The sequence below is a fragment of the Curtobacterium flaccumfaciens genome (assembly GCF_004361695.1).
GTDB classification, from domain to species: domain Bacteria; phylum Actinomycetota; class Actinomycetes; order Actinomycetales; family Microbacteriaceae; genus Curtobacterium; species Curtobacterium flaccumfaciens_B.
The window spans coordinates 117,410-135,438 of the sequence record NZ_SNVW01000012.1 but is presented as its reverse complement, the minus strand read 5'-3'; the positions used below and the strand labels follow the sequence as shown (position 1 = coordinate 135,438).

Annotated in this window: 18 protein-coding genes; 10 read left to right on the top strand and 8 right to left on the bottom strand. The window is 72.3% G+C overall.

Annotation, left to right across the window (positions count from 1 at the left end; all coding sequences use genetic code 11):
* Positions 1–161: 161 nt before the first annotated feature.
* Together EDF64_RS15525 and EDF64_RS15520 are read right to left on the bottom strand one after the other, a co-directional pair.
* Positions 162–812, bottom strand: a complete 651-nt coding sequence (locus EDF64_RS15525; protein WP_133520857.1) for a GntR family transcriptional regulator — start codon at positions 810–812, stop codon at positions 162–164.
* Positions 813–824: 12 nt separating this feature from the next.
* Complete coding sequence (locus EDF64_RS15520; RefSeq protein WP_133520856.1) at positions 825–2,936, bottom strand: MMPL family transporter; 2,112 nt, start codon at positions 2,934–2,936, stop codon at positions 825–827.
* Positions 2,937–3,012: 76 nt separating this feature from the next.
* Here EDF64_RS15520 and EDF64_RS15515 point away from each other — a divergent pair, with 76 nt between their 5' ends.
* Both EDF64_RS15515 and EDF64_RS15510 read left to right on the top strand, forming a co-directional pair.
* Positions 3,013–3,426 (top strand): MarR family winged helix-turn-helix transcriptional regulator, encoded by a 414-nt coding sequence (locus EDF64_RS15515; RefSeq protein WP_133520855.1) that lies wholly within the window; start codon positions 3,013–3,015, stop codon positions 3,424–3,426.
* A gap of 83 nt (positions 3,427–3,509) precedes the next feature.
* A complete protein-coding gene (locus EDF64_RS15510) occupies positions 3,510–4,571 on the top strand; it encodes an LCP family protein (RefSeq protein ID WP_133520854.1) in 1,062 nt (353 codons plus the stop codon).
* Between the two features lie 69 nt (positions 4,572–4,640).
* Here the strand turns inward: EDF64_RS15510 and EDF64_RS15505 are convergent, their stop codons facing one another.
* The 5 genes from EDF64_RS15505 to EDF64_RS15485 form a co-directional block, all read right to left on the bottom strand.
* Entirely contained in the window at positions 4,641–5,318 is a 678-nt protein-coding gene (locus EDF64_RS15505) for a transglycosylase family protein (RefSeq protein WP_133520853.1), read from the bottom strand.
* A 350-nt stretch (positions 5,319–5,668) separates the two neighbouring features.
* The gene (gene rlmC, locus EDF64_RS15500) at positions 5,669–6,847 is read right to left on the bottom strand and encodes a 23S rRNA (uracil(747)-C(5))-methyltransferase RlmC (protein WP_133520852.1); all 1,179 of its coding nucleotides are present in this window, start codon (positions 6,845–6,847) and stop codon (positions 5,669–5,671) included.
* A gap of 39 nt (positions 6,848–6,886) precedes the next feature.
* Complete coding sequence (locus EDF64_RS15495; protein ID WP_133520851.1) at positions 6,887–7,756, bottom strand: SMP-30/gluconolactonase/LRE family protein; 870 nt, start codon at positions 7,754–7,756, stop codon at positions 6,887–6,889.
* A 41-nt stretch (positions 7,757–7,797) separates the two neighbouring features.
* Positions 7,798–8,523, bottom strand: coding sequence for a FadR/GntR family transcriptional regulator (locus tag EDF64_RS15490; RefSeq protein WP_133520850.1), 726 nt, complete (start codon positions 8,521–8,523; stop codon positions 7,798–7,800).
* Entirely contained in the window at positions 8,520–9,242 is a 723-nt protein-coding gene (locus EDF64_RS15485) for an SDR family oxidoreductase (RefSeq protein ID WP_133520849.1), read from the bottom strand. The genes EDF64_RS15490 and EDF64_RS15485 overlap by 4 nt, the downstream gene beginning before the upstream one ends.
* Before the next feature lie 59 nt (positions 9,243–9,301).
* Between EDF64_RS15485 and EDF64_RS15480 the strand changes: the two genes are divergently transcribed.
* A complete protein-coding gene (locus tag EDF64_RS15480; protein WP_133520868.1) occupies positions 9,302–10,063 on the top strand; it encodes an SDR family NAD(P)-dependent oxidoreductase in 762 nt (253 codons plus the stop codon).
* A 4-nt stretch (positions 10,064–10,067) separates the two neighbouring features.
* Here the strand turns inward: EDF64_RS15480 and EDF64_RS15475 are convergent, their stop codons facing one another.
* Positions 10,068–10,475, bottom strand: a complete 408-nt coding sequence (locus EDF64_RS15475; RefSeq protein WP_133520867.1) for a MarR family winged helix-turn-helix transcriptional regulator — start codon at positions 10,473–10,475, stop codon at positions 10,068–10,070.
* An 81-nt stretch (positions 10,476–10,556) separates the two neighbouring features.
* Between EDF64_RS15475 and EDF64_RS15470 the strand changes: the two genes are divergently transcribed.
* The 7 genes from EDF64_RS15470 to mnhG all read left to right on the top strand — a co-directional run bounded on the left by EDF64_RS15470 (position 10,557) and on the right by mnhG (position 17,899).
* Complete coding sequence (locus EDF64_RS15470) at positions 10,557–11,501, top strand: quinone oxidoreductase family protein (protein WP_133520848.1); 945 nt, start codon at positions 10,557–10,559, stop codon at positions 11,499–11,501.
* A 109-nt stretch (positions 11,502–11,610) separates the two neighbouring features.
* Positions 11,611–14,523, top strand: coding sequence for a Na+/H+ antiporter subunit A (locus tag EDF64_RS15465; RefSeq protein WP_133520847.1), 2,913 nt, complete (start codon positions 11,611–11,613; stop codon positions 14,521–14,523).
* Positions 14,520–14,942 (top strand): Na(+)/H(+) antiporter subunit C, encoded by a 423-nt coding sequence (locus EDF64_RS15460; RefSeq protein WP_133520846.1) that lies wholly within the window; start codon positions 14,520–14,522, stop codon positions 14,940–14,942. The genes EDF64_RS15465 and EDF64_RS15460 overlap by 4 nt, the downstream gene beginning before the upstream one ends.
* Entirely contained in the window at positions 14,939–16,639 is a 1,701-nt protein-coding gene (locus EDF64_RS15455; RefSeq protein WP_133520845.1) for a Na+/H+ antiporter subunit D, read from the top strand. Before EDF64_RS15460 ends, EDF64_RS15455 begins: the two co-directional genes overlap by 4 nt.
* Positions 16,636–17,223 carry a Na+/H+ antiporter subunit E gene (locus EDF64_RS15450; RefSeq protein WP_133520844.1) on the top strand — a complete coding sequence of 196 codons (588 nt, stop codon included), beginning with the start codon at positions 16,636–16,638 and terminating at the stop codon, positions 17,221–17,223. Before EDF64_RS15455 ends, EDF64_RS15450 begins: the two co-directional genes overlap by 4 nt.
* Positions 17,220–17,546, top strand: a complete 327-nt coding sequence (locus tag EDF64_RS15445; protein ID WP_133520843.1) for a sodium:proton antiporter — start codon at positions 17,220–17,222, stop codon at positions 17,544–17,546. Before EDF64_RS15450 ends, EDF64_RS15445 begins: the two co-directional genes overlap by 4 nt.
* The gene (gene mnhG / locus EDF64_RS15440) at positions 17,543–17,899 is read left to right on the top strand and encodes a monovalent cation/H(+) antiporter subunit G (RefSeq protein ID WP_133520842.1); all 357 of its coding nucleotides are present in this window, start codon (positions 17,543–17,545) and stop codon (positions 17,897–17,899) included. Before EDF64_RS15445 ends, mnhG begins: the two co-directional genes overlap by 4 nt.
* Positions 17,900–18,029: the final 130 nt, after the last annotated feature.

Sequence of the window (18,029 nt, the reverse complement as noted above, 5' to 3'; positions counted from 1 at the left end):
GTCCCTCTCTGGGTGGGGCTGGGTATTTATCTGGCCCGCGGCCACTTTCCTACACCCTAACTTACTAGGGGTGTGGGGGGGGGGGGCCCCCCGCCGGGGGGGGGGGGGGGGGCCCCGCGGCCCCCGCGCCTCCAGGCCGTCGACGGGTCGCGTCCGGAGCGCTAGCCGCGCGACGGGAGCAGGTGGATCGCCTCCATGGCGAGTTCCGCGGCGATCGGGTCCTTCGCCTGCACGGCCGCCTTCAGGTTGGCGAGCTCCGGCAGGACGACGTCGGCCGGCACGAGTTCGGCGAGCTCCGGCACCCGGAGCTTGAACGCGAGTCCGTCGGTCGTCGACTTGCAGAGCTGCTCGAGCGACGGGTTGCCGCAGTGGTCCGCCCAGATCGCGTAGATGTCGGCGCCGTTCTGCGCGACCTCGCCCTGCTGCTGCCGCTCGACCTGCGCGGTGACGTCGTCGAGCATCTTGACGACCTTCTTGCGCTGGGCGTCGGTGAACCGCGGGGTCGCGAGCCGGGCGACGCCGCCGTAGATCACGCCGAGCGTCCGGTACGCGTCGAGCAGTTCGTCCTTCGTCGGCGCCGCGACCCGCGTGTAGCGGTTCGGCGCCATCTCGATGAGGCCGGCGCGGGCCAGTTCCGCCAGTGCCTCGCGGATGGGGGTCCGGGAGACACCGAGCCACGCGATCAGGTCGTCGTCGTTGAGGCGCTCGCCCGGCTCGAGGGTGCCGTCCATGATGGCGTCGCGGATCTTGTCCTGGACGGTGTCACGGAGGAGCTTCCGCTCGGCTGCGGGCTGCGTCGAAGGAACTGGCATGCGCCCAGCGTGTCACATGTGATGGGTCGGACGCGACAGGCGCGACGGCCACCACGCGCGACGGCCGAGGTCGTACGTCAGGGCCGGCACGAGCAGGGACCGGACGACGATCGTGTCGAGCAGGACGCCGAACGCGACGACGAAGGCGATCTGCACGAGGAACAGGATCGGGATGACGCCGAGGGCCGCGAACGTCGCCGCGAGGACGACGCCTGCCGAGGTGATCACCCCGCCGGTGACCCCGAGGCCGCGGAGCACGCCCTCGCGTGGCCCGTGCCGGAGGGCCTCCTCGCGGACCCGTGTCATGAGGAAGATGTTGTAGTCCACGCCGAGTGCCACGAGGAACACGAACGAGTACAGCGGGACGCTCGGGTCGGCACCGGGGAAGTGGAACACGTGGTCGAACACGAGCGCACCGACCCCGAGGGCCGCGGCGAACGACACGATCACGCTGCCGATGAGCACGAGCGGCGCGACGATGCTCCGGAGCAGCAGCATCAGGATGAGCAGGATCACGACGAGGACCACCGGGATGATGACCGACCGGTCGCGGATGCCGGTGTCGTTCGTGTCGACGGCCGTGGCGGTGACGCCGCCGACGATCGCGTCCGGGTCGACCCGCTCGACGGCGGTCCGGAGGTCACGCACGGTCTGCTCGGCGGCGTCGGAGTCGGCGGGCTCGGACAGGGTGGCCTCGAGCAGGACGTCCCCGCGGGACACGGTGGGCGAACCGGGAGCACCATTGCCGGTGACCGGCACGGTGCCCGAAGGGGAGTCCTTCGCCGCGGCGACGACCCCGTCGACCCCGTCGACCGCGGTGATCGCGTCGACGAGCCGGTCGAGGTCGCGCTCGGCCCCGATGACCTGCGCCGGGCTGCCGGAGCCGCCCGGGAAGTGGTCGGCGAGCACGTCCTGACCGTCGCGCGCCTGCGAGCTCCCGATGACGAGGTCGCTCTGCGGCACCCCGTCGGCCTTGAGCCCGACGAGACCCGCGCCCATCGCGAGGAGCCCCACCGTGCAGACGATCCAGACCGTCCGCGAGCGCCGGGCGACGAGCCGACCGACCTTCGCCCACAGCCCCCGCGCGTCCGGACCGGTCACGACGGGGTGGGCGCTGCCGTACGCGGGACGCAGCGGCCAGAACGCGGCCCGACGGAAGGCGAGCAGCAGCGCGGGCAGCAGCGTGAGGGCGGCGAGCAGGCTGAAGGCGATCCCGATCGCCGCGACCGGTCCGAGCGCCTTGTTCGAGTTGAGGTCGGAGAGCAGCAGGCAGAGCACGCCGACGATGACGGTGCCGCCGGAGGCCAGGATCGGCTCGAGGCTCCCGCGGAGCGCGGCCTTCGTGGCGTCCCAGCCCGTCCGGTGGTCGCGCAGGGCCTCACGGAAGCGCGACGTGTAGAGGAGCGCGTAGTCCGTCGCGGCGCCGATGACGAGGATCGAGAGGATGCCCTGCACCTGGCCGTTGACGGTGACGACGTCCGCCTTCGCCAGCCACCACACGACGAGGATCGACGCGCAGAGGGCGAAGGTCGCGGTGCCGAGCACGAGGATCGGCAGGAGCGGTGATCGGTACACGATGATGAGGATCACGAAGACCGCGGCGAGCGCCACCCCGAGCAGCAGCCCGTCGATGCCCGCGAACGCCTCGGTCAGGTCGGCGGTGAACCCGGCCGGACCGGTGACGTAGCCCTGCAGTCCGGACGGCAGGGCGTCGTCGACGTCGGCGCGGATCGCCTCGACCGTGTCGCCCGTCTCGGCCGCCTGGGTGAGCGTCGCGACGATCTCGAGCGCGTCGCCGTCCTCGCTCGGGATCACGGGGCTGACGCCCTGGACGTCGTCGCGGTCGCCCAACCGGGTGGCGAGGGTGTCCGCGGCGGACCGGTCGGCGGCGGTGAGTCCCGTCCCGCGCGACAGGACGATGATCGCCGGTGCACCAGAGGCCTTCCGGAACTCGGACGAGCGCTCCTGCACCTTGGTGGCGTCCGCCGAGGCCGGCAGGAACGAGGTCTGGTCGTTCGTGGAGACCTCGGAGATCTTGCCGAAGAACGGACCGCCGACGGAGGCGATCGCGAGCCAGACCACGATGACGAGCGCGGGGAGGACGATGCGGAGGAAGCGGGACACGAGGGTGAGCGTACTCCAATCGTCAGCATGCTGATTACTAGACGGACCGCCGGATCGCCGCCCGTAGACTCACCCCATGGACGACGCCCCCGACGGCTGGCCACTCGGCCGCCTCCTCTCGGCTGCGGCGCGGGCCGTCGAACGGGACTGGGACGAGCGACTCCGGGCGATCGGGCTGCCGCACGCCGCGCTGATCGCCATCGACATCCTCATCCGGACCGGACCCACGGGCGCCGACACCCTGGCGCGGGCGGCACGCGTCCAGCCGCAGACCATGTCCCGCACGCTCGAGCGGATGGAGCGGGACGGGCTGGTCGAACGCTCGCCACACCCCGAGGACCGACGGCGGCGGGTCGTCACCGTGACCGAGCACGGCCGGCAGGCGTGGGAGACCGCGCGGCACATCGAGCGTGACGTCCTGCCCGACGACCCGGCCCTGCGCGGGGCGCTCGCAGCACTGGTCTCGCGCGGCCGGGGTCCGCACTCCTGATTCCCTCGCGTTTGATATACCACATGCTGTAGGCTGGTCCGGTCGGCGTCAGGTCCGACGCGACCCAACCCGCAGGAGCCCCGATGTCCGAGCGCCGAGCAGCCCGTGCAGCAGCCGAAGCCGCAGCCGCCACCCCCGCGGGAAGCCCCCGCAAGCGGACGGGGAAGCGGAAGCGCCCGGCCCTCGTCGCACTCCTCGCGACCCTCGGCTCCCTCGTCGGCATCGCCACGGTGATCGCCGTCGTCGCCAGTGTCTTCGTCGGCGGCCTCGCCCGCAGCTACGACGCCGGCACGGACGTCATCGCCGACCCGTTCCCGTCCGGCGCCCGCCCCGCCGCGTCCGACGGTGCCGAGAACATCCTGCTCATCGGCTCGGACTCCCGGGCGGAGCACGACCCGAGCCGGGACGGCGCGACCGGCGGGCGCTCGGACACCCTCATGCTGGCGCACGTCCCGGCCGACCGGACCGGGGTCTACCTCATGTCGATCATGCGGGACTCGTGGGTCGAGGTCCCCGGCCACGGGACGGCGAAGATCAACGCCGCGTACTCCTGGGGCGGCGTGCCCCTGACCGTGCAGACCGTCGAGCAGCTCCTGGACATCCGGGTCGACCACGTCGCCGAGATCGACTTCGCGGGGTTCCGTGACGTCACCGACGCGCTCGGCGGCGTCACGGTGCAGTCGGCGAACGACTTCACGACACGCTCCGGGGAGCACTTCACGCGGGGCGCCAACCGGCTCGACGGCGACCAGGCCCTGTCGTTCGTCCGCGAACGGTACGCCTTCGCCGACGCCGACCACACCCGGGTGCGGAACCAGCAGGCGTTCATGCGCGGCGTGCTCGACGGCGTGCTCTCGAAGGGGACCGTCACGGACCCCGGCCGCATCCAGGACTTCGTCACCGCGACGAGTGCGCACCTCGCGGTGGACGACGGCCTGGACTTCCGGACCCTCGTCGGCCTCGGCTGGTCGCTGCGGGACGCCCGGAGCTCCGACCTGCACACCTTCACGCTGCCGACCGCGGGCGGCGGGACCTCGCCCGACGGGCAGTCCTACGTCGCCGTGAACGCCCTCGACGTGCAGTCACTGTCCCAGTCGCTGCGCTCGGACGACCTCGCCGGGTGGCTGGCCGACAACCCGCAGTAGCGCGCCGACACAGCAAAACGCCCCCGCGACCGGTGGGTCGCGGGGGCGTCGGTGCGATCAGCTCGGACGTCAGGCCGGGAGCTGCAGCGTCTGCCCGGCGTACACGAGGTCCGCGTTGTCGATGGTCGACGTGTTCGCGGCCCAGAGCTCGTTCCAGCCACCGTCGATGTGCAGCTTCGTGGCGATGCTGTCGAGGGTGTCGCCGGAGACGATCGTGTACGTCTTGCCGCTCGTCTTCACCGGGGCCGGCTTCGCGGGCGCAGCCGGGGCCGCCGGAGCAGCCTGCACGGCCGGGGCCTGCGGAGCCGCCGGTGCGCTGGGAGCCGCCGGCTGCGGTGCGGCAGCCTGCGGGGCGGGAGCCGGGGCCGGTGCGGGTGCCGCGGCCTGCGGGGCAGCACCGGTGGTGCCCCTCAGCCCGAGCTTCGCGGAGCAGGCCGGCCAGGCGCCCCAGCCCTGCGAGGCGAGGACGCGCTCGGCGACGGCGATCTGGGCATCACGGCCCGCGGAGGCCGGGTTGCCCGCGCCGCCGTTCGCCTGCCAGGTGCCGAGGGTGAACTGCAGGCCGCCGTAGTAGCCGTTGCCGGTGTTGATCGCCCAGTTGCCGCCGGACTCGCACTGCGCGAGGGCGTCCCAGGTCGAACCGGAGGCCGCGTTCGCGGGGGCAGCGGCGAGGCCGACACCGGTCGCGGCGATGCCGGCGAACGCGAGGCCGCCGACGATGGTGCGGGTGCGGGAAAGCTTCTTCATGTGATTGCTCCACCGGGACCACGGATCTCGTGCCGGATGCCCGACATTGCCGATCGCCACTGCCCGTCCCGACCGATCGCGGTCGAGTCGTGGGGTGCGCCTCCGGGGGCAGTGGTCTCGTGCCGGGGGCGCCTCGGTCGGCCACCATAGGAAACTCTTGACTGTTATCAAACCGAGACAAACGGTTCTACCCAGGAGTGCTATGTCCCCCGACCATCAACCTGTACGCGCCGATGCCCATGTGCGTGGCGATCGCGGCGTACCCGGGTACGTCACCTTGGCAATTCCCTGGCAATGACGACCTGGAGGCACGTGGCGGCGGTGATCCGCGCCTCCCGTCCGCCTCCTGGTCACCTCCGCGACAGGAGGGTGACCGCCTCGAGGTGCCCCGTCTGCGGGAACATGTCGAGCACCCGAACGCGCCGCAGGCGCAGCGACGGCATCCGGGCCAGGTCCTTCGCCAGGGTGACCGGGTTGCAGCTCGAGTAGACGACGTGCTGCACGTCGGAGGCCTCGAGCCAGGTCGACAGCGCCTCGCCGATGCCGCGGCGCGGCGGGTTCACGAGCACGAGCTCCGGCGTCGCACCAGGGCGGGAACGCAGCGCGTGCTCGGTCGCGTCGTCCGCCGCGAACCGGACGTCCGTCAGGCCCGCCTCGCGCGCGGACTGCTTCGCGGACCGGATGGCCTCACGGCTGGTCTCGATGCCCGTCACCGCCCGGCCGGGGCGTGCGGCGTGCAGGGCGAAGCCACCGACCCCGCAGTAGAGGTCCCACATGGACGCCGGTGCCACCTCGTCGATCCACGCCGACGCCTGCGCGTACAGCTCCGTCGCCACGTGGGTGTTGGTCTGGAAGAAGCTCTGCGGGCGGAGGTGCATCGTGACCGGGCCGAGGCGCATCGGCAGCGTCTCCTGCTCGGTGAGCACGATCTCCCGCTCCCCCTCGGTCACGGCCTTGTGCTCGGGCAGCAGGTTCGCGGTGACGACCACCGCGTTCGGCAGGACGGCCCGCAGGGCGTCGAGGTGCTGCCGGAGTGTCGGGAGCTGCCCCTCGGAGCGCAGGACGAAGCGCACCATGAGCTCCCCGTCGGGTGACTCGGTGACGAGCACGTACTTCAGCTCGCCCCGACGTGCGGCGACGTCGTAGGGGATCAGGCCGGTGCCCGCGATGAAGTCCGCCAGGATCGGCAGCGCGTGCCGGATCCCTGGAGTGCAGATGCCGCAGTGCCGCAGGTCGACGCCGCGCTGTCGGTGGTCGAGGATCCCCACCGTCGGCCGCTGCACGGTCCCGCCGACGACCATCTTCGCCTTGTTGCGGTAGCCGGACTCCGGGCTGGTGATCGGCGGCAGCCACTCGACGTCGCCCGGACCGCCCGGGTCGCCTGGGCTGCCCGGGCTGCCCGCGGCGTCGACCGCGTCCCGCAGGAGTTCCCGCGTCCGGATCTCCTTGTCGAGGACCTGGTCGGCGTACGGCTGCCCCATGAGCGTGCACGAGCGGCACACCCCGCGGTCGAAGTAGTCGCACTGCATGGCCGAGTCAGGATACGGCAGGCGCCCACGACCGAGGGGTCACCGGGCGGCGGCGTCCGTGGTCGTGGTGGCGATGCGGTGGATCGAGGTGGTGGCGGCGACGAACAGCGTCGTCCCGTCGTCCCCACCGAAGCAGAGGTTCGCCACCGTCTCCGGTACGGGTACCTCCCCGAGACGGGCCCCGCTCGGGTCGAACACGACCACGCCCCGGTGCGACGACGACCACACGTTGCCGTGCACGTCGACGCGGATGCCGTCCGGCGCGCCCTCCCCGGGCTCGAGCCTGGCGAACACGCGCCCGTTCTTGAGCCGGACGCCGTCGCGGTCGTACGCGCGGATGACGGGCTCCTCGGCGGACGAGCTCGCGATGTAGAGCACCCGCTCGGACGGGTCGAACGCCAGCCCGTTCGGTTCGTCGAGGTCGACCGCGACCGGTCGCAGGTCCTCGCCGTCGGGGCCGCACACGAAGACCCAGTGGTCGCCGTACTCGCGGTCGCCCGGGTGCCCCTCGCGCGGCTGGGTGATCCCGTACGCCGGGTCGGTGAACCAGACGCTGCCGTCCCGCGCCACGACGACGTCGTTCGGAGAGTTCAGCCGGACGCCGTTCCACCCGTCGACGATCGGCGTGACGACACCGTCGCGGTCGCGTTCGACCCGCCGGAGCCCGTGCGAGCACTGCACCACGCTGCCGTCGCGGTCGAGGGTCCGGCCGTTGGTGAACTCGACCCCCTCGGCGTACGCGTCGACGGTGCCGGTGTCGGCGTGCCACTGCAGGATCCGGTCGCCGGGGATGTCCGACCACCGCAGGGTGCGACTGGCCGGGATCCAGCACGGGCCCTCCGCCCAGGTGCTGCCGGTGGCGATCCGCTCGAGCGCGGTCGGGTCGGGGACGAGGTCGGTGAACGGCATGTGCTCTCCTTCGAACCCCTCGACCCTATGCTCGCGGAGCCCTACGCGACGGGCGGCTGCACCACGTCGGTGCGGTCGATGATCTCCGTCATGGTCGCCGCCGCGACGGCGGGATCGCCGTCCGCCACCGCGTGGGCCAGCCGGACGTGCAGTCCGACGTCGTGCACGTCCGGGCGGATGCTCGCGCGTTCGTCGAGTGCGCGGGCGGTGACCCGCCCGAGCCGGATGAAGAACGCGTTGCCGGACAGCGTCAGCAGACTCCGGTGCAGCTGGAGGTCGGCCTGGAGGAACGTGGCCGCGTCGTCCGCGTCCGTCCACTCCGACATGACGGTCGCGCTCGCGAGCAGCTCGACGAGCGGGTCGGGTGTGACCAGGTCCGCCAGGAAGCCGGGCTCGTGCGGCCGGATGACACGGCCTCTCGAGACGGCCTCGGCGGCGGCCGCCGCGGCAGCGGGTTCCACCGCGCGGCGCACGGCTCGCAGTTCGGAGAGGACCCGGTCGCGGTCCGGTCCGGCGAGCTGCCAGCCGAGCACGAGCGGATCGGTGACGTCCCACGCCCCTGGCGGCTGCACGAGGAGTCCGGTCCGGCGTCGCGCGGAGAGGAGCCCGCACCCGACCAGGACACGGACGGCCTCGCGCACGATGCTGCGGCTGGCGCCCGTCCGGACGACGAACCCGTCGATGCTGTCCCGGTGCCACGCCGGCAGGATGCCCGTGACGATGGCGCTGCCGAGCTCGTCCCGCACCCGGTCGAAGGTGCTCGTCACCGCTGGGACACGGGGCTGACGACGAGCTCGTCGACGCGCATGTACGGCGGAGCCTCCAGGACGAAGGACACCGTGCGCGCGATGTCCTCCGGCTGCAGCATCACCGCTCGCGCAGCAGCGTCCGGCACCGACGGACGCTGCTCGAGGAAGTCGGTGGCGACGTCGCCCGGGCAGAGGTGCGTGGCACGGACGCCGTGCGGTGCCTCCTGCTGGTTGAGCGTGCGGACGACCGACCCGAGCGCGGTCTTGCTCGCCGAGTACGCGACACCGGCGCCGGGCTGGAAGGACCAGCCCGCGTAGGACGAGACCACGACGACCACGCCGCCGGACTCGCGCAGAGCAGGCAGTGCGGCGTCGACGACGGTGACGACGGCCGTGAGGTTCGTGTCGACGATCGCGCGGAAGTCGGGGAGGGACTGGTCGTCCCAGCGTCGCCGCGGTGCGTTGAGGCCGGCGGCGAGGACGAGTCCGTCGAGCCTGCCGTGCCGACGTGCCACCGCATCACGGGCATCGGCGACCGCGGTCTGGTCTCCCGCATCGAGGGGCAGGACGTCGGCGGCGCCGCCCGCCGCCCGGATCGCCGTCGCGACCTGCTCCAACCGGTCGGCGCGGCGCCCGCTGAGCACCACCGTCCACCCGTCTCGGGCCGCGGCGGTCGCCACCGCCGCCCCCATGCCGCTTCCCGCACCGGTGATCCAGAGCACACGCTGATCCGCCATGCTTGAATGGTATGCCTATTCAAGGCCGCAACGCCGTGGCCGCGACGACGGGAGCACCGATGCACCTCGACCTGACCGACCGGGTGGTGATCGTCACCGGCGCCGCGCGCGGGATCGGTCACCGGATCGCCGAACGCTTCGCCGCCGAGGGGTGCCGGGTCGTCGCGTTCGACCTGGCGTTCGACGACGACCCGACCACCACCGACTCGATCGACCACGTCGTCTGCAACGTCGCCGATCCGGACTCGGTCCGGGCCGCCGTGGACGAGGTCGTCGCGCGCCACGGGACGATCGACGTGCTGGTGAACAACGCCGGCATCAACGTCGAGGGCACGGTCGCCGACCTCGAGTGGGATGCCTGGCGCCGGTGCATGGACGTGAACCTCGGCGGCACCTTCCTGATGAGCCAGGCGGTCGCACCCGTGATGCAGGCCGCCGGACGCGGGCGGATCATCAACGCCGCGTCCTTCGCCGCGATCGTCCCGAGCGTCGGCAGCGCCGCCTACGCCGCCTCGAAGTCCGCGGTGGTCGCGTTCACCCGGGTGCTCGCATCCGAGCTCGGTCCGTGGGACATCACCGTCAACGCTTACGCGCCGGGCATGGTCCCGACGGCGATGAACGGCTTCGCGACGATGCCGTCGGCGGCACAGGACCGGCTGCTCGACACCCTGTCGCTCCGCCGGTGGGAGACGCCGGACGACGTCGCCGACCTGCTCGTGTTCGTGGCGAGCGACGCCGCCGGGTACATCACGGGGACGTTGCTCGACGTCTCGGGCGGCAAGCTCGCGACCCAGATCCCGTCACGCGCACACGGTCGCTGAGGGCTCAGCGGAGCATCCGCTCCAGGAGCGCGCGCAGCTGCCGCCGGTCCGGCTCCGGCAACCGAGCAGTGAGCGGCTGCAGTGCATCGCGGATCGCACCCTCGAGCGATCGAGCGACCTCGAGGCCGGCGGCGGTGATCACGACGTCCACCGCGCGGGCGTCGTCCGCGTTCGGATGCCGCGCGAGCAGCCCCTTCTTCTCCGCACGCGCCACCAGCCCGGTCATCGTCGACTTCTCGAGCCCGAGGTACTGGGCCAGGTCACCGATCCGGAGACGACGGTCGCGCAGGATCGCGAGGACCCGGAGCTGCGTCAGCGACAACCCCGCGTCGGCCGCGAGCCCGGTGAGCGGCCCCATCGTCCGGAACGCGGCCTCACCCAGGGCATCGACGAGCTGCTCGTCCTCGGTCATCTCCTGCACGGGGCCAGCCTAGTTGACGAACTTCGTGATGCGAACTACTTTGTTCGTATCACGAATCAACAGGAGGACACTATGCACGCAGCAGTCGTCACCGAGTTCGGCCACGTCCCGACCTGGCAGGAGTTCGACGAACCGGCCGCGGGCCCCGGCGAGGTCGTCGCCGACGTCGTCGCGGCCGGGCTCCACCCGCGCGTCCGGTCCCAGGCCGACGGGTCGCACTACACGAGCGAGGGGGCACTCCCCCTCGTCCCGGGCGTCGACGGGGTCGGGCGGTTCCCGGATGGGTCACTCCGCTACTTCGCCGTCGCGAGCGACACCCGCGGCACCATGGCCGAGCGGGTCGCCGTCGATCCCCGCGCCAGCGTCGTGCTGCCGGACGGCGCCGACCCCGTCGCGGTCGCCGCGGGTGCGAACCCCGTCATGTCGTCCTGGGTCGCACTCCGGCGCCGGATCACGTTCACGCCGGGCAGCCGCGCACTCGTCCTCGGTGTCACCGGGGCGTCCGGCCGCGCCGCCGTGCAGGTCGCGAAGCACCTTGGTGCGTCCCACGTGGTCGCGAGCGGTCGCGACGCGGGTCGACTCGCGACGCTGACCGGGATCGGTGCGGACGTGGTCGTGCCGCTCGGGGACGCCGAGGCGGTGGGTGTCGCAGCCGCCGACGTGGACGTCGTCATCGACTACGTCTGGGGCCAGCCCGCCGCCGACGTCATGCGCGCCCTCGTCACCGCGCGCGCCGACCGCGGACGCCGGCTCGACTGGATCGCGATCGGGTCGACCGCCGGCCAGGAGGCGCAGATCCCGTCCGCAGCACTCCGCGCGTCCGGCCTCACCATCGTCGGCAGCGGCCAGGGATCGGTCGGTCGCGCCGCATTCGTCGCGGAGCTCCCGCACATCGTGGCGGCGATCGCGGACGGCACGATCGGGGTCGACGCGACCGCGGTGCGGATGTCGGACGTCGCATCGGTCTGGGCCGGACAGAGCGGTGCGGGCGCGGGCAGAGTGGTGCTCGTGCCCTGAGTCCGGGCGGCCCAGCCTGTCCGGTCGCACAGGTTCTCCACATCCCACTCTTCGTAGGCTGTGAGGGCCCAGTGAGCCGGACTGCAGCCCGACCCCGAGGAGGTGCCCGATGGTCACCGTCCTCGTCGCGTTCGCGATCGTCGCCCTGATCGTCCCCGCCCTGACCCCCGTCCTCGGCCGTCGCGTCTTCTACGTCGCGGCCCTCGCCCCGGCCGCCGCCGCGGTCCTCACGGTCGTGCAGACCGGTCCGGCGCTGCACGGTGGTGTCACGGAGCGGTTCACGTGGGTGCCGCAGCTCGACCTCGCGATCGCCCTGCGGATGGACGCGCTGTCGTGGGTGCTCGCCCTCGTGGTCTCCGTGGTCGGTGCGCTCGTGCTCGTCTACTGCGCGTCGTACTTCGAGCCGCGCGAACCCGCACTCGGCCGGTTCGCCGGGGTCCTGACCGCCTTCGCCGGGTCGATGTACGGGCTGGTCGTGGCCGACGACGTCATCGTGCTCTTCGTGCTGTGGGAGGCCACGACGGTCTTCTCGTACCTGCTCATCGGTCACGACGCCGCCAAGCGGGCGAGCCGCGCGGCCGCGATGCAGGCCCTCGTCGTCACGACCGCCGGCGGCCTGGCGATGCTCGCCGGCCTCGTCATGTTGTCGGTCGCAGCGGGGACGACGTCGCTCTCCGGGATCGTCGCCGACCCGCCGTCGGGCACGGTGGTCTCCGTCTCCGTGGTGCTCGTGCTCCTCGGCGCCCTGACGAAGTCGGCGATCGTCCCGTTCCACTTCTGGCTCCCCGCGGCGATGGCCGCGCCGACGCCGGTCAGCGCCTACCTGCACGCCGCGGCGATGGTGAAGGCCGGGATCTACCTGGTGGCCCGGCTCGCCCCCGCGTTCGCGCTGCTCGACGGGTGGCGCGAGACCATCACGATGCTCGGGGTGCTCGGCATGCTCGTCGGCGGGTACCGCGCGCTCCGGCAGACCGACCTCAAGCTGCTGCTGGCCTACGGCACGGTCGCCCAACTCGGGTTCCTCGTGCTCGCCGCCGGGTGGGGAGCGCCCGCGGTCGCCCTCGGCGGGGTGGCTCTGCTCGTGGCGCACGCGGCGTTCAAGTCGACCCTGTTCCTGGTCGTCGGCGCGATCGACCACGTGACCGGCACCCGCGACCTCGGGCGGTTGAGCGGCCTCGGACGGAAGCGCCCGTGGCTCGCCGTGGTGGCCGTCCTCGCGCTCCTCTCGATGGCCGGCATCCCGCCGACCTTCGGGTTCGTCGCGAAGGAGGCAGTGCTCACCGGCTTCATCGAGGCCCTGCACGGTCCGGACGCCGGGTGGGCCTGGTTCGCGCTCGTCGGCGTGACCGTCGGTTCGGTCCTCACCGTGGCGTACTCCCTCCGCTTCCTCTGGGGCGCGTTCGCCCGGAAGCCCGGAGTGGCCCAGACCGAGCCGCACCGGTTGCACGGCCTCGGCGTCGTGCCGTCGGTGCTGGCCCTCACCGGGCTCGCGCTCGGCCTGCTCACGCCGGTCGTCGCGCACGGCATCGAACCCGCGGCGAGCGCAGCGGCCCTGCCGGGCGAGGCCGTACCGCACCTCGCACTCTGGCACGGTCTCGAGCCCGCACTCGGCCTGTCCGCCGTGACCTTGGTGGGTGGTCTCGCACTCTTCGCGCTGCGCCGTCCGGTCGAGGCGCTGCAGCACCAGCTCGCCGGGTTCCCGAGCGCCTCGGGCACGTACCGGCACCTGATGCGCGGGCTGGACCGGGTGGCGACGGGGCTCACCGCCGGGGTCCAGCGCGGCTCGCTCCCCTACTACCTGACGGTGATCCTGTCGGTCTTCGTCGCGGGCGCGCTCGTGAACCTGGCGGTCGGCGGCCCCTGGGCGTTCCACGTCCGGTTCGCCGACTCGTGGGGGCAGATCCCGGTCGTCATCGTGATGTCGATCGCGGCGATCGCCGTCCTCACCGCGAAGACCCGGTTCGCCGCGGCCGTCCTGGTGGGGGTGACCGGCTACGGCATGTCCGTGCTGTTCGTCCTGCACGGCGCGGTCGACCTCGCGCTGACGCAGATGGTGGTCGAGACGGTGACGCTCATCGCGTTCGTGCTCGTGCTCCGCCGGCTCCCACCGCGGATCGCCACGACGAACCCGTCCCGCTTCCGGGTCGTCCGGGCGCTGTTCGCCGGGCTCGCCGGGTTGACGCTGGCGGTCGTCGTGGTGGTCGCCGCGTCGGCCCGGACCGCCGAGCCGCTCTGGCCGGACCTGCCGGCGCTGACGAGCTCGTTCGGGCACGGCCTCAACGTGGTGAACGTGGCGCTCGTCGACCTGCGGGGCTGGGACACCCTCGGCGAGCTGACGGTCGTCGTCGCCGCGGCCACCGGTGTCGCGAGCCTGATCTTCGTGAACTCGCGCGAGGACACCCTCCCCCGTCTCCGCGACCTGCCCTCGACCGTCGCGGACGACAAGCACCGGCCCGACGGCGAACCGCGTGCCTGGCTGCCCACGAGTGCGGCGATCCCGACCGGCCGGTCGGCACTCCTCGACGTGGTCGTGCGACTGCTCTTCCACGGGCTCATCGTGCTGTCGGTGTACCTGCTGTTCGCCGGGCACAACGCGGCCGGCGGCGGCTTCGCGGGCGGCCTGGTGGCGGGCATCGCGCTCGCGGCCCGGTACCTGGCCGGTGGCCCGGCGGAGCTCGGCGCCGCGGCTCCGGTCCGTGCGGGTCGACTGCTCGGGCTCGGTGTCGCGACGGCGGCCGTCACGGCGATCGTGCCGATGTTCTTCGGCAAGGACGCCCTCTACTCGGAGTTCTTCGAGGCCACGGTCCCGGTGCTCGGCCACGTCGAGTTCGTCACCGCCACGTTCTTCGACATCGGGGTCTACCTCGTGGTCGTCGGCCTGGTGCTCGACGTGCTCCGCAGCCTCGGCGCCGAAGTGGACCGGCAGCGTCTCGAGGACGCCTCCGCCCCGACCCGGGACACCACCGAGTCCTCACCGCACGACAATGCCCAGGCGCCCACGCCGGAAGGGAGCGCGGTATGACCGTCACCCTGGTCCTCGTCATCGCGATGGCGGTGCTGTTCTCCTGCGGGGTCTACCTGCTGCTCGAACGGTCGCTGACCCGGATGCTGCTCGGCTTCCTGCTGCTCGGCAACGCCCTCAACCTCCTCCTCCTGACGATGTCCGGCGCCGCGGGGAACCCACCGATCGGCAAGACCTCCGACGGCATCACCGACCCGCTCCCGCAGGCGTTCGCCCTGACCGCGATCGTCATCACCTTCGCGGTCAGCGCCTTCCTGCTCGCGCTGATCCACCGCTCCTGGAAGCTGTCCCGCGCCGACGAGGTCGAGGTCGACGAGGCCGACCGCGCGATCGGCCGCGAGCGCGACGACCCGGCCGACGACGACCCGATCGACGACCCCGAGACCACCACCGACGCAGAACAGGAGGCGACCCGATGACCTGGCTCGTCCCACTCCTCGTCCTCGTCCCGCTCCTCGGTGCCGCGGTCGCGCTCGGACTCCTCCGGCACCAGAAGCTGCAGCGCGCGATCACCGTCGTGGTCCTCGTCGTGGCGTTGGCCGTCGCCGCGACCCTCATGGTCCTGGTCGACCAGCACGGCACGATCGTGGTGCAGGTCGGCGGGTGGCAGGCGCCGTACGGCATCTCGCTCGTCGTCGACCGGCTGAGCGCGCTGCTCCTGACGGTGAGCGCGAGCGTGCTGCTCATCGTCCTGTTGTTCTCGATCGGGCAGGGGCTCGCGGCGGACGACGGCGAAGCCCCGGTGACGATCTTCTACCCGACCTACCTCGTGCTCGCGGCGGGCGTCCTCGACTCGTTCATCGCGGGTGACCTCTTCAACCTCTACGTCGCGTTCGAGATGCTCCTGGTGGCGAGCTACGTGCTCATCACCCTGGGCGGCAGCGAGCAGCGCGTCCGGGCCGGCACGACGTACATCGTGACGAGCCTCATCGCGTCGGCGATCTTCCTCGCCGCGATCGGCCTCGTGTACGGGGCGACCGGCACCGTGAACATCGCGCAGATCAGCGAGCGCGTCGCCGGCCTGCCGGAGCACGTGCAGCTGCTCCTCCACACGATGCTGCTCATCGGGTTCGGCATCAAGGCGGCCGTGTTCCCGCTGGCGTTCTGGCTGCCGGACTCGTACCCGACCGCGCCGGCCCCGGTCACGGCGGTGTTCGCCGGCCTGCTGACGAAGGTCGGCATCTACGCGATCATCCGCCTCGAGACGATCATCTTCCCCCGGCCACAGCTCAACACCGTGCTGCTCGTCGTCGCGGTGCTGACGATGGTGGTCGGCGTGCTCGGCGCCGTCTCGCAGACCGACGTGAAACGGCTGCTGTCCTTCACCCTCATCAGCCACATCGGCTTCATGGTGATGGGCGTCGGGCTCGGGACGGTCGCGGGGACGGCGGCCGCGGTGTTCTACACGGTGCACCACATCGTCGTGCAGACGACGTTGTTCCTGGTGTCGGGGTTGATGGAACGCGTCGGGGGGACCACCTCGACGCGGTCGCTCGGCGGCTTGCTCAAGGCCGCTCCGCTCCTGGCGGCGCTCTACCTGATCCCGGCGTTCAACCTGGGCGGGATCCCACCGTTCTCCGGGTTCATCGGCAAGCTCGGGCTGTTCCGGGCCGCCGCCGAGGACGGCTCGCCGCTCGCGTACGTGACGATCGCCGCCGGGGTCGTGACGAGCCTCCTCACCCTCTACGCACTCATGCGCGTCTGGGACGCCGCCTTCTGGCGGCCGAAGCCGGCGGCCGAGGCCGCGGCCCCGCACGTGACCGCCGCCGAGCCGCACGCGCACCTCCGGTCACCGGAACCCGCGCCGCTGACGGTCTCCGAGGAGAGCGGCGAGGCGTACCACCCGGGCGGATCCGCGACGGTCACCGATGCACCCCACGCGAGCCGCGCCTCCAGTCCGGAGACCGCATCGACGGACACGCAGGCCGGTGTCGGCGAGGCGCCCACCCGTGTGAAACTGCCGCGCATGCTCGTCGGCGTGACGACGGTCGCGGTCCTCGGGTCGGTCGCCCTCACCATCGTCGCCGGTCCGCTCTACGGCTACGCGACCCGCGCGGCGGAGTCGCTCGAGTCGCCGGACCGGTACGTGCAGGCCGTGCTCGGGGGAACGCGATGAGCGCCGACAGCACGCGTCGCATCACGAACGCACGCCGCATCGCCGTGGCGTGGCGGTACGACGTGCCGCTGGTCGCGGGTCTGACGATCCTGTGGGCGCTGCTCTGGGGGTCGTGGACGCCGCTGACGCTGCTCTGCGGGATCGTCGTCGCGCTGCTCGTGACCCAGGCGCTCCCGCTGCCCCCGGTGCCGCTGTCCGCGCGGTTCTCGATCCCGCACTTCGCCTGGTTCCTGGTGGTCTGGGCCGGGCTCGTGGTCGTGGCCTCGTTCCGGGTCGCGTGGGTCGCGTTCCGTCCCCGCGGGGTGCGTCGCAGCTCGATCTCCCTCGTGCAGCTGCACACCACCTCCGAGATGACCTTCACCCTGGCGACCCTCGCGATCTCGCTCGTGCCCGGGTCGTACGTCGCCGACGTCGACCTGCGCCGACGGCGGCTGCTGCTGCACGTGCTCGACACGGAACGCAGCGAGCAGGTCGACGCCGCTCGGCGTGAGGCGCTCGGCATCGAGACCCTGGTCATCCGGGCACTCGGGTCGAAACTGGACGTCTCCGAACTGTCCGAGCCGCTGCCGGAGGTGAACCGATGAGCGCCGCGGTCGTCGTGATGGGGATCGGCATCGCCCTCGTGCTCGCCCTGCTCGGGGTGGCGCTCGGGCTCGCGGTCTTCCGGATCGTGCGCGGTCCGACGATCCTCGACCGGATGATCGGCTCGGACATGGTGCTGACCACGGCGCTGATCGTGATCGCGGCGGCGATGGTCGTCCGGCAGGACCTCACCGGCATCCCCGTGCTCGTGGTCATCGCCGCGACCAGCGTCTTCGCGACGATCGCGGTCGCCCGGGCCGTCACACCGTCGTCGGATCCCGCCGACGACGGCCCGACCGCCTCGACTCCGGAGGACCGCTCGTGATCGACACCATCCAGGGCTTCATCGACGGCGCGGGTGTCCGTGCGTGGGTCGCGCTCGGCCTGCTGCTCGTCGGGTCCGTGCTGTCGCTCGGGGCCGGCGTCGGCATCGTCCGCTTCCCGGACCCGCTGGTGCGTCTGCACGCGATGGCGAAGCCGCAGGTGCTCGGGTTGGCGTTCGCCCTCGCGGCGATCGTGGTGGCCGTGTGGACGTGGACGGCGCTGTGGGTCGTCCTGCCGATCATGGTGTTCCAGCTGTTCCTGGTGCCGGTGTCGACGCACATGATCGCGCGGGCGGGGCTGCGGTCGGACGACCTCCGCCACGAGGACCTGCTGGTCGACGACACCGAGTCCTGACGACGGCTCGCGTCGGTCCGGGGGTCGGTGCGGGCCTGGAGGCGCGGTGCGGGTCCGCCACGCGCCGTCCGCCCGGCAGGCGGTCAGGGCACGGTCACCGCGCGCGTGGGCACGCAGCGTCGCGACGGGC

Excerpts from the sequence above, each read along its gene's own strand:
- EDF64_RS15525 (WP_133520857.1), bottom strand. The coding sequence starts at position 812 with ATGCCAGTTCCTTCGACGCAGCCCGCAGCCGAGCGGAAGCTCCTCCGT.
- EDF64_RS15515 (WP_133520855.1), top strand. The coding sequence starts at position 3,013 with ATGGACGACGCCCCCGACGGCTGGCCACTCGGCCGCCTCCTCTCGGCT.
- EDF64_RS15510 (WP_133520854.1), top strand. The coding sequence starts at position 3,510 with ATGTCCGAGCGCCGAGCAGCCCGTGCAGCAGCCGAAGCCGCAGCCGCC.
- EDF64_RS15505 (WP_133520853.1), bottom strand. The coding sequence starts at position 5,318 with ATGAAGAAGCTTTCCCGCACCCGCACCATCGTCGGCGGCCTCGCGTTC.
- rlmC (WP_133520852.1), bottom strand. The coding sequence starts at position 6,847 with ATGCAGTGCGACTACTTCGACCGCGGGGTGTGCCGCTCGTGCACGCTC.
- EDF64_RS15495 (WP_133520851.1), bottom strand. The coding sequence starts at position 7,756 with ATGCCGTTCACCGACCTCGTCCCCGACCCGACCGCGCTCGAGCGGATC.
- EDF64_RS15485 (WP_133520849.1), bottom strand. The coding sequence starts at position 9,242 with ATGGCGGATCAGCGTGTGCTCTGGATCACCGGTGCGGGAAGCGGCATG.
- EDF64_RS15480 (WP_133520868.1), top strand. The coding sequence starts at position 9,302 with ATGCACCTCGACCTGACCGACCGGGTGGTGATCGTCACCGGCGCCGCG.
- EDF64_RS15475 (WP_133520867.1), bottom strand. The coding sequence starts at position 10,475 with ATGACCGAGGACGAGCAGCTCGTCGATGCCCTGGGTGAGGCCGCGTTC.
- EDF64_RS15470 (WP_133520848.1), top strand. The coding sequence starts at position 10,557 with ATGCACGCAGCAGTCGTCACCGAGTTCGGCCACGTCCCGACCTGGCAG.
- EDF64_RS15465 (WP_133520847.1), top strand. The coding sequence starts at position 11,611 with ATGGTCACCGTCCTCGTCGCGTTCGCGATCGTCGCCCTGATCGTCCCC.
- EDF64_RS15460 (WP_133520846.1), top strand. The coding sequence starts at position 14,520 with ATGACCGTCACCCTGGTCCTCGTCATCGCGATGGCGGTGCTGTTCTCC.
- EDF64_RS15455 (WP_133520845.1), top strand. The coding sequence starts at position 14,939 with ATGACCTGGCTCGTCCCACTCCTCGTCCTCGTCCCGCTCCTCGGTGCC.
- EDF64_RS15450 (WP_133520844.1), top strand. The coding sequence starts at position 16,636 with ATGAGCGCCGACAGCACGCGTCGCATCACGAACGCACGCCGCATCGCC.
- EDF64_RS15445 (WP_133520843.1), top strand. The coding sequence starts at position 17,220 with ATGAGCGCCGCGGTCGTCGTGATGGGGATCGGCATCGCCCTCGTGCTC.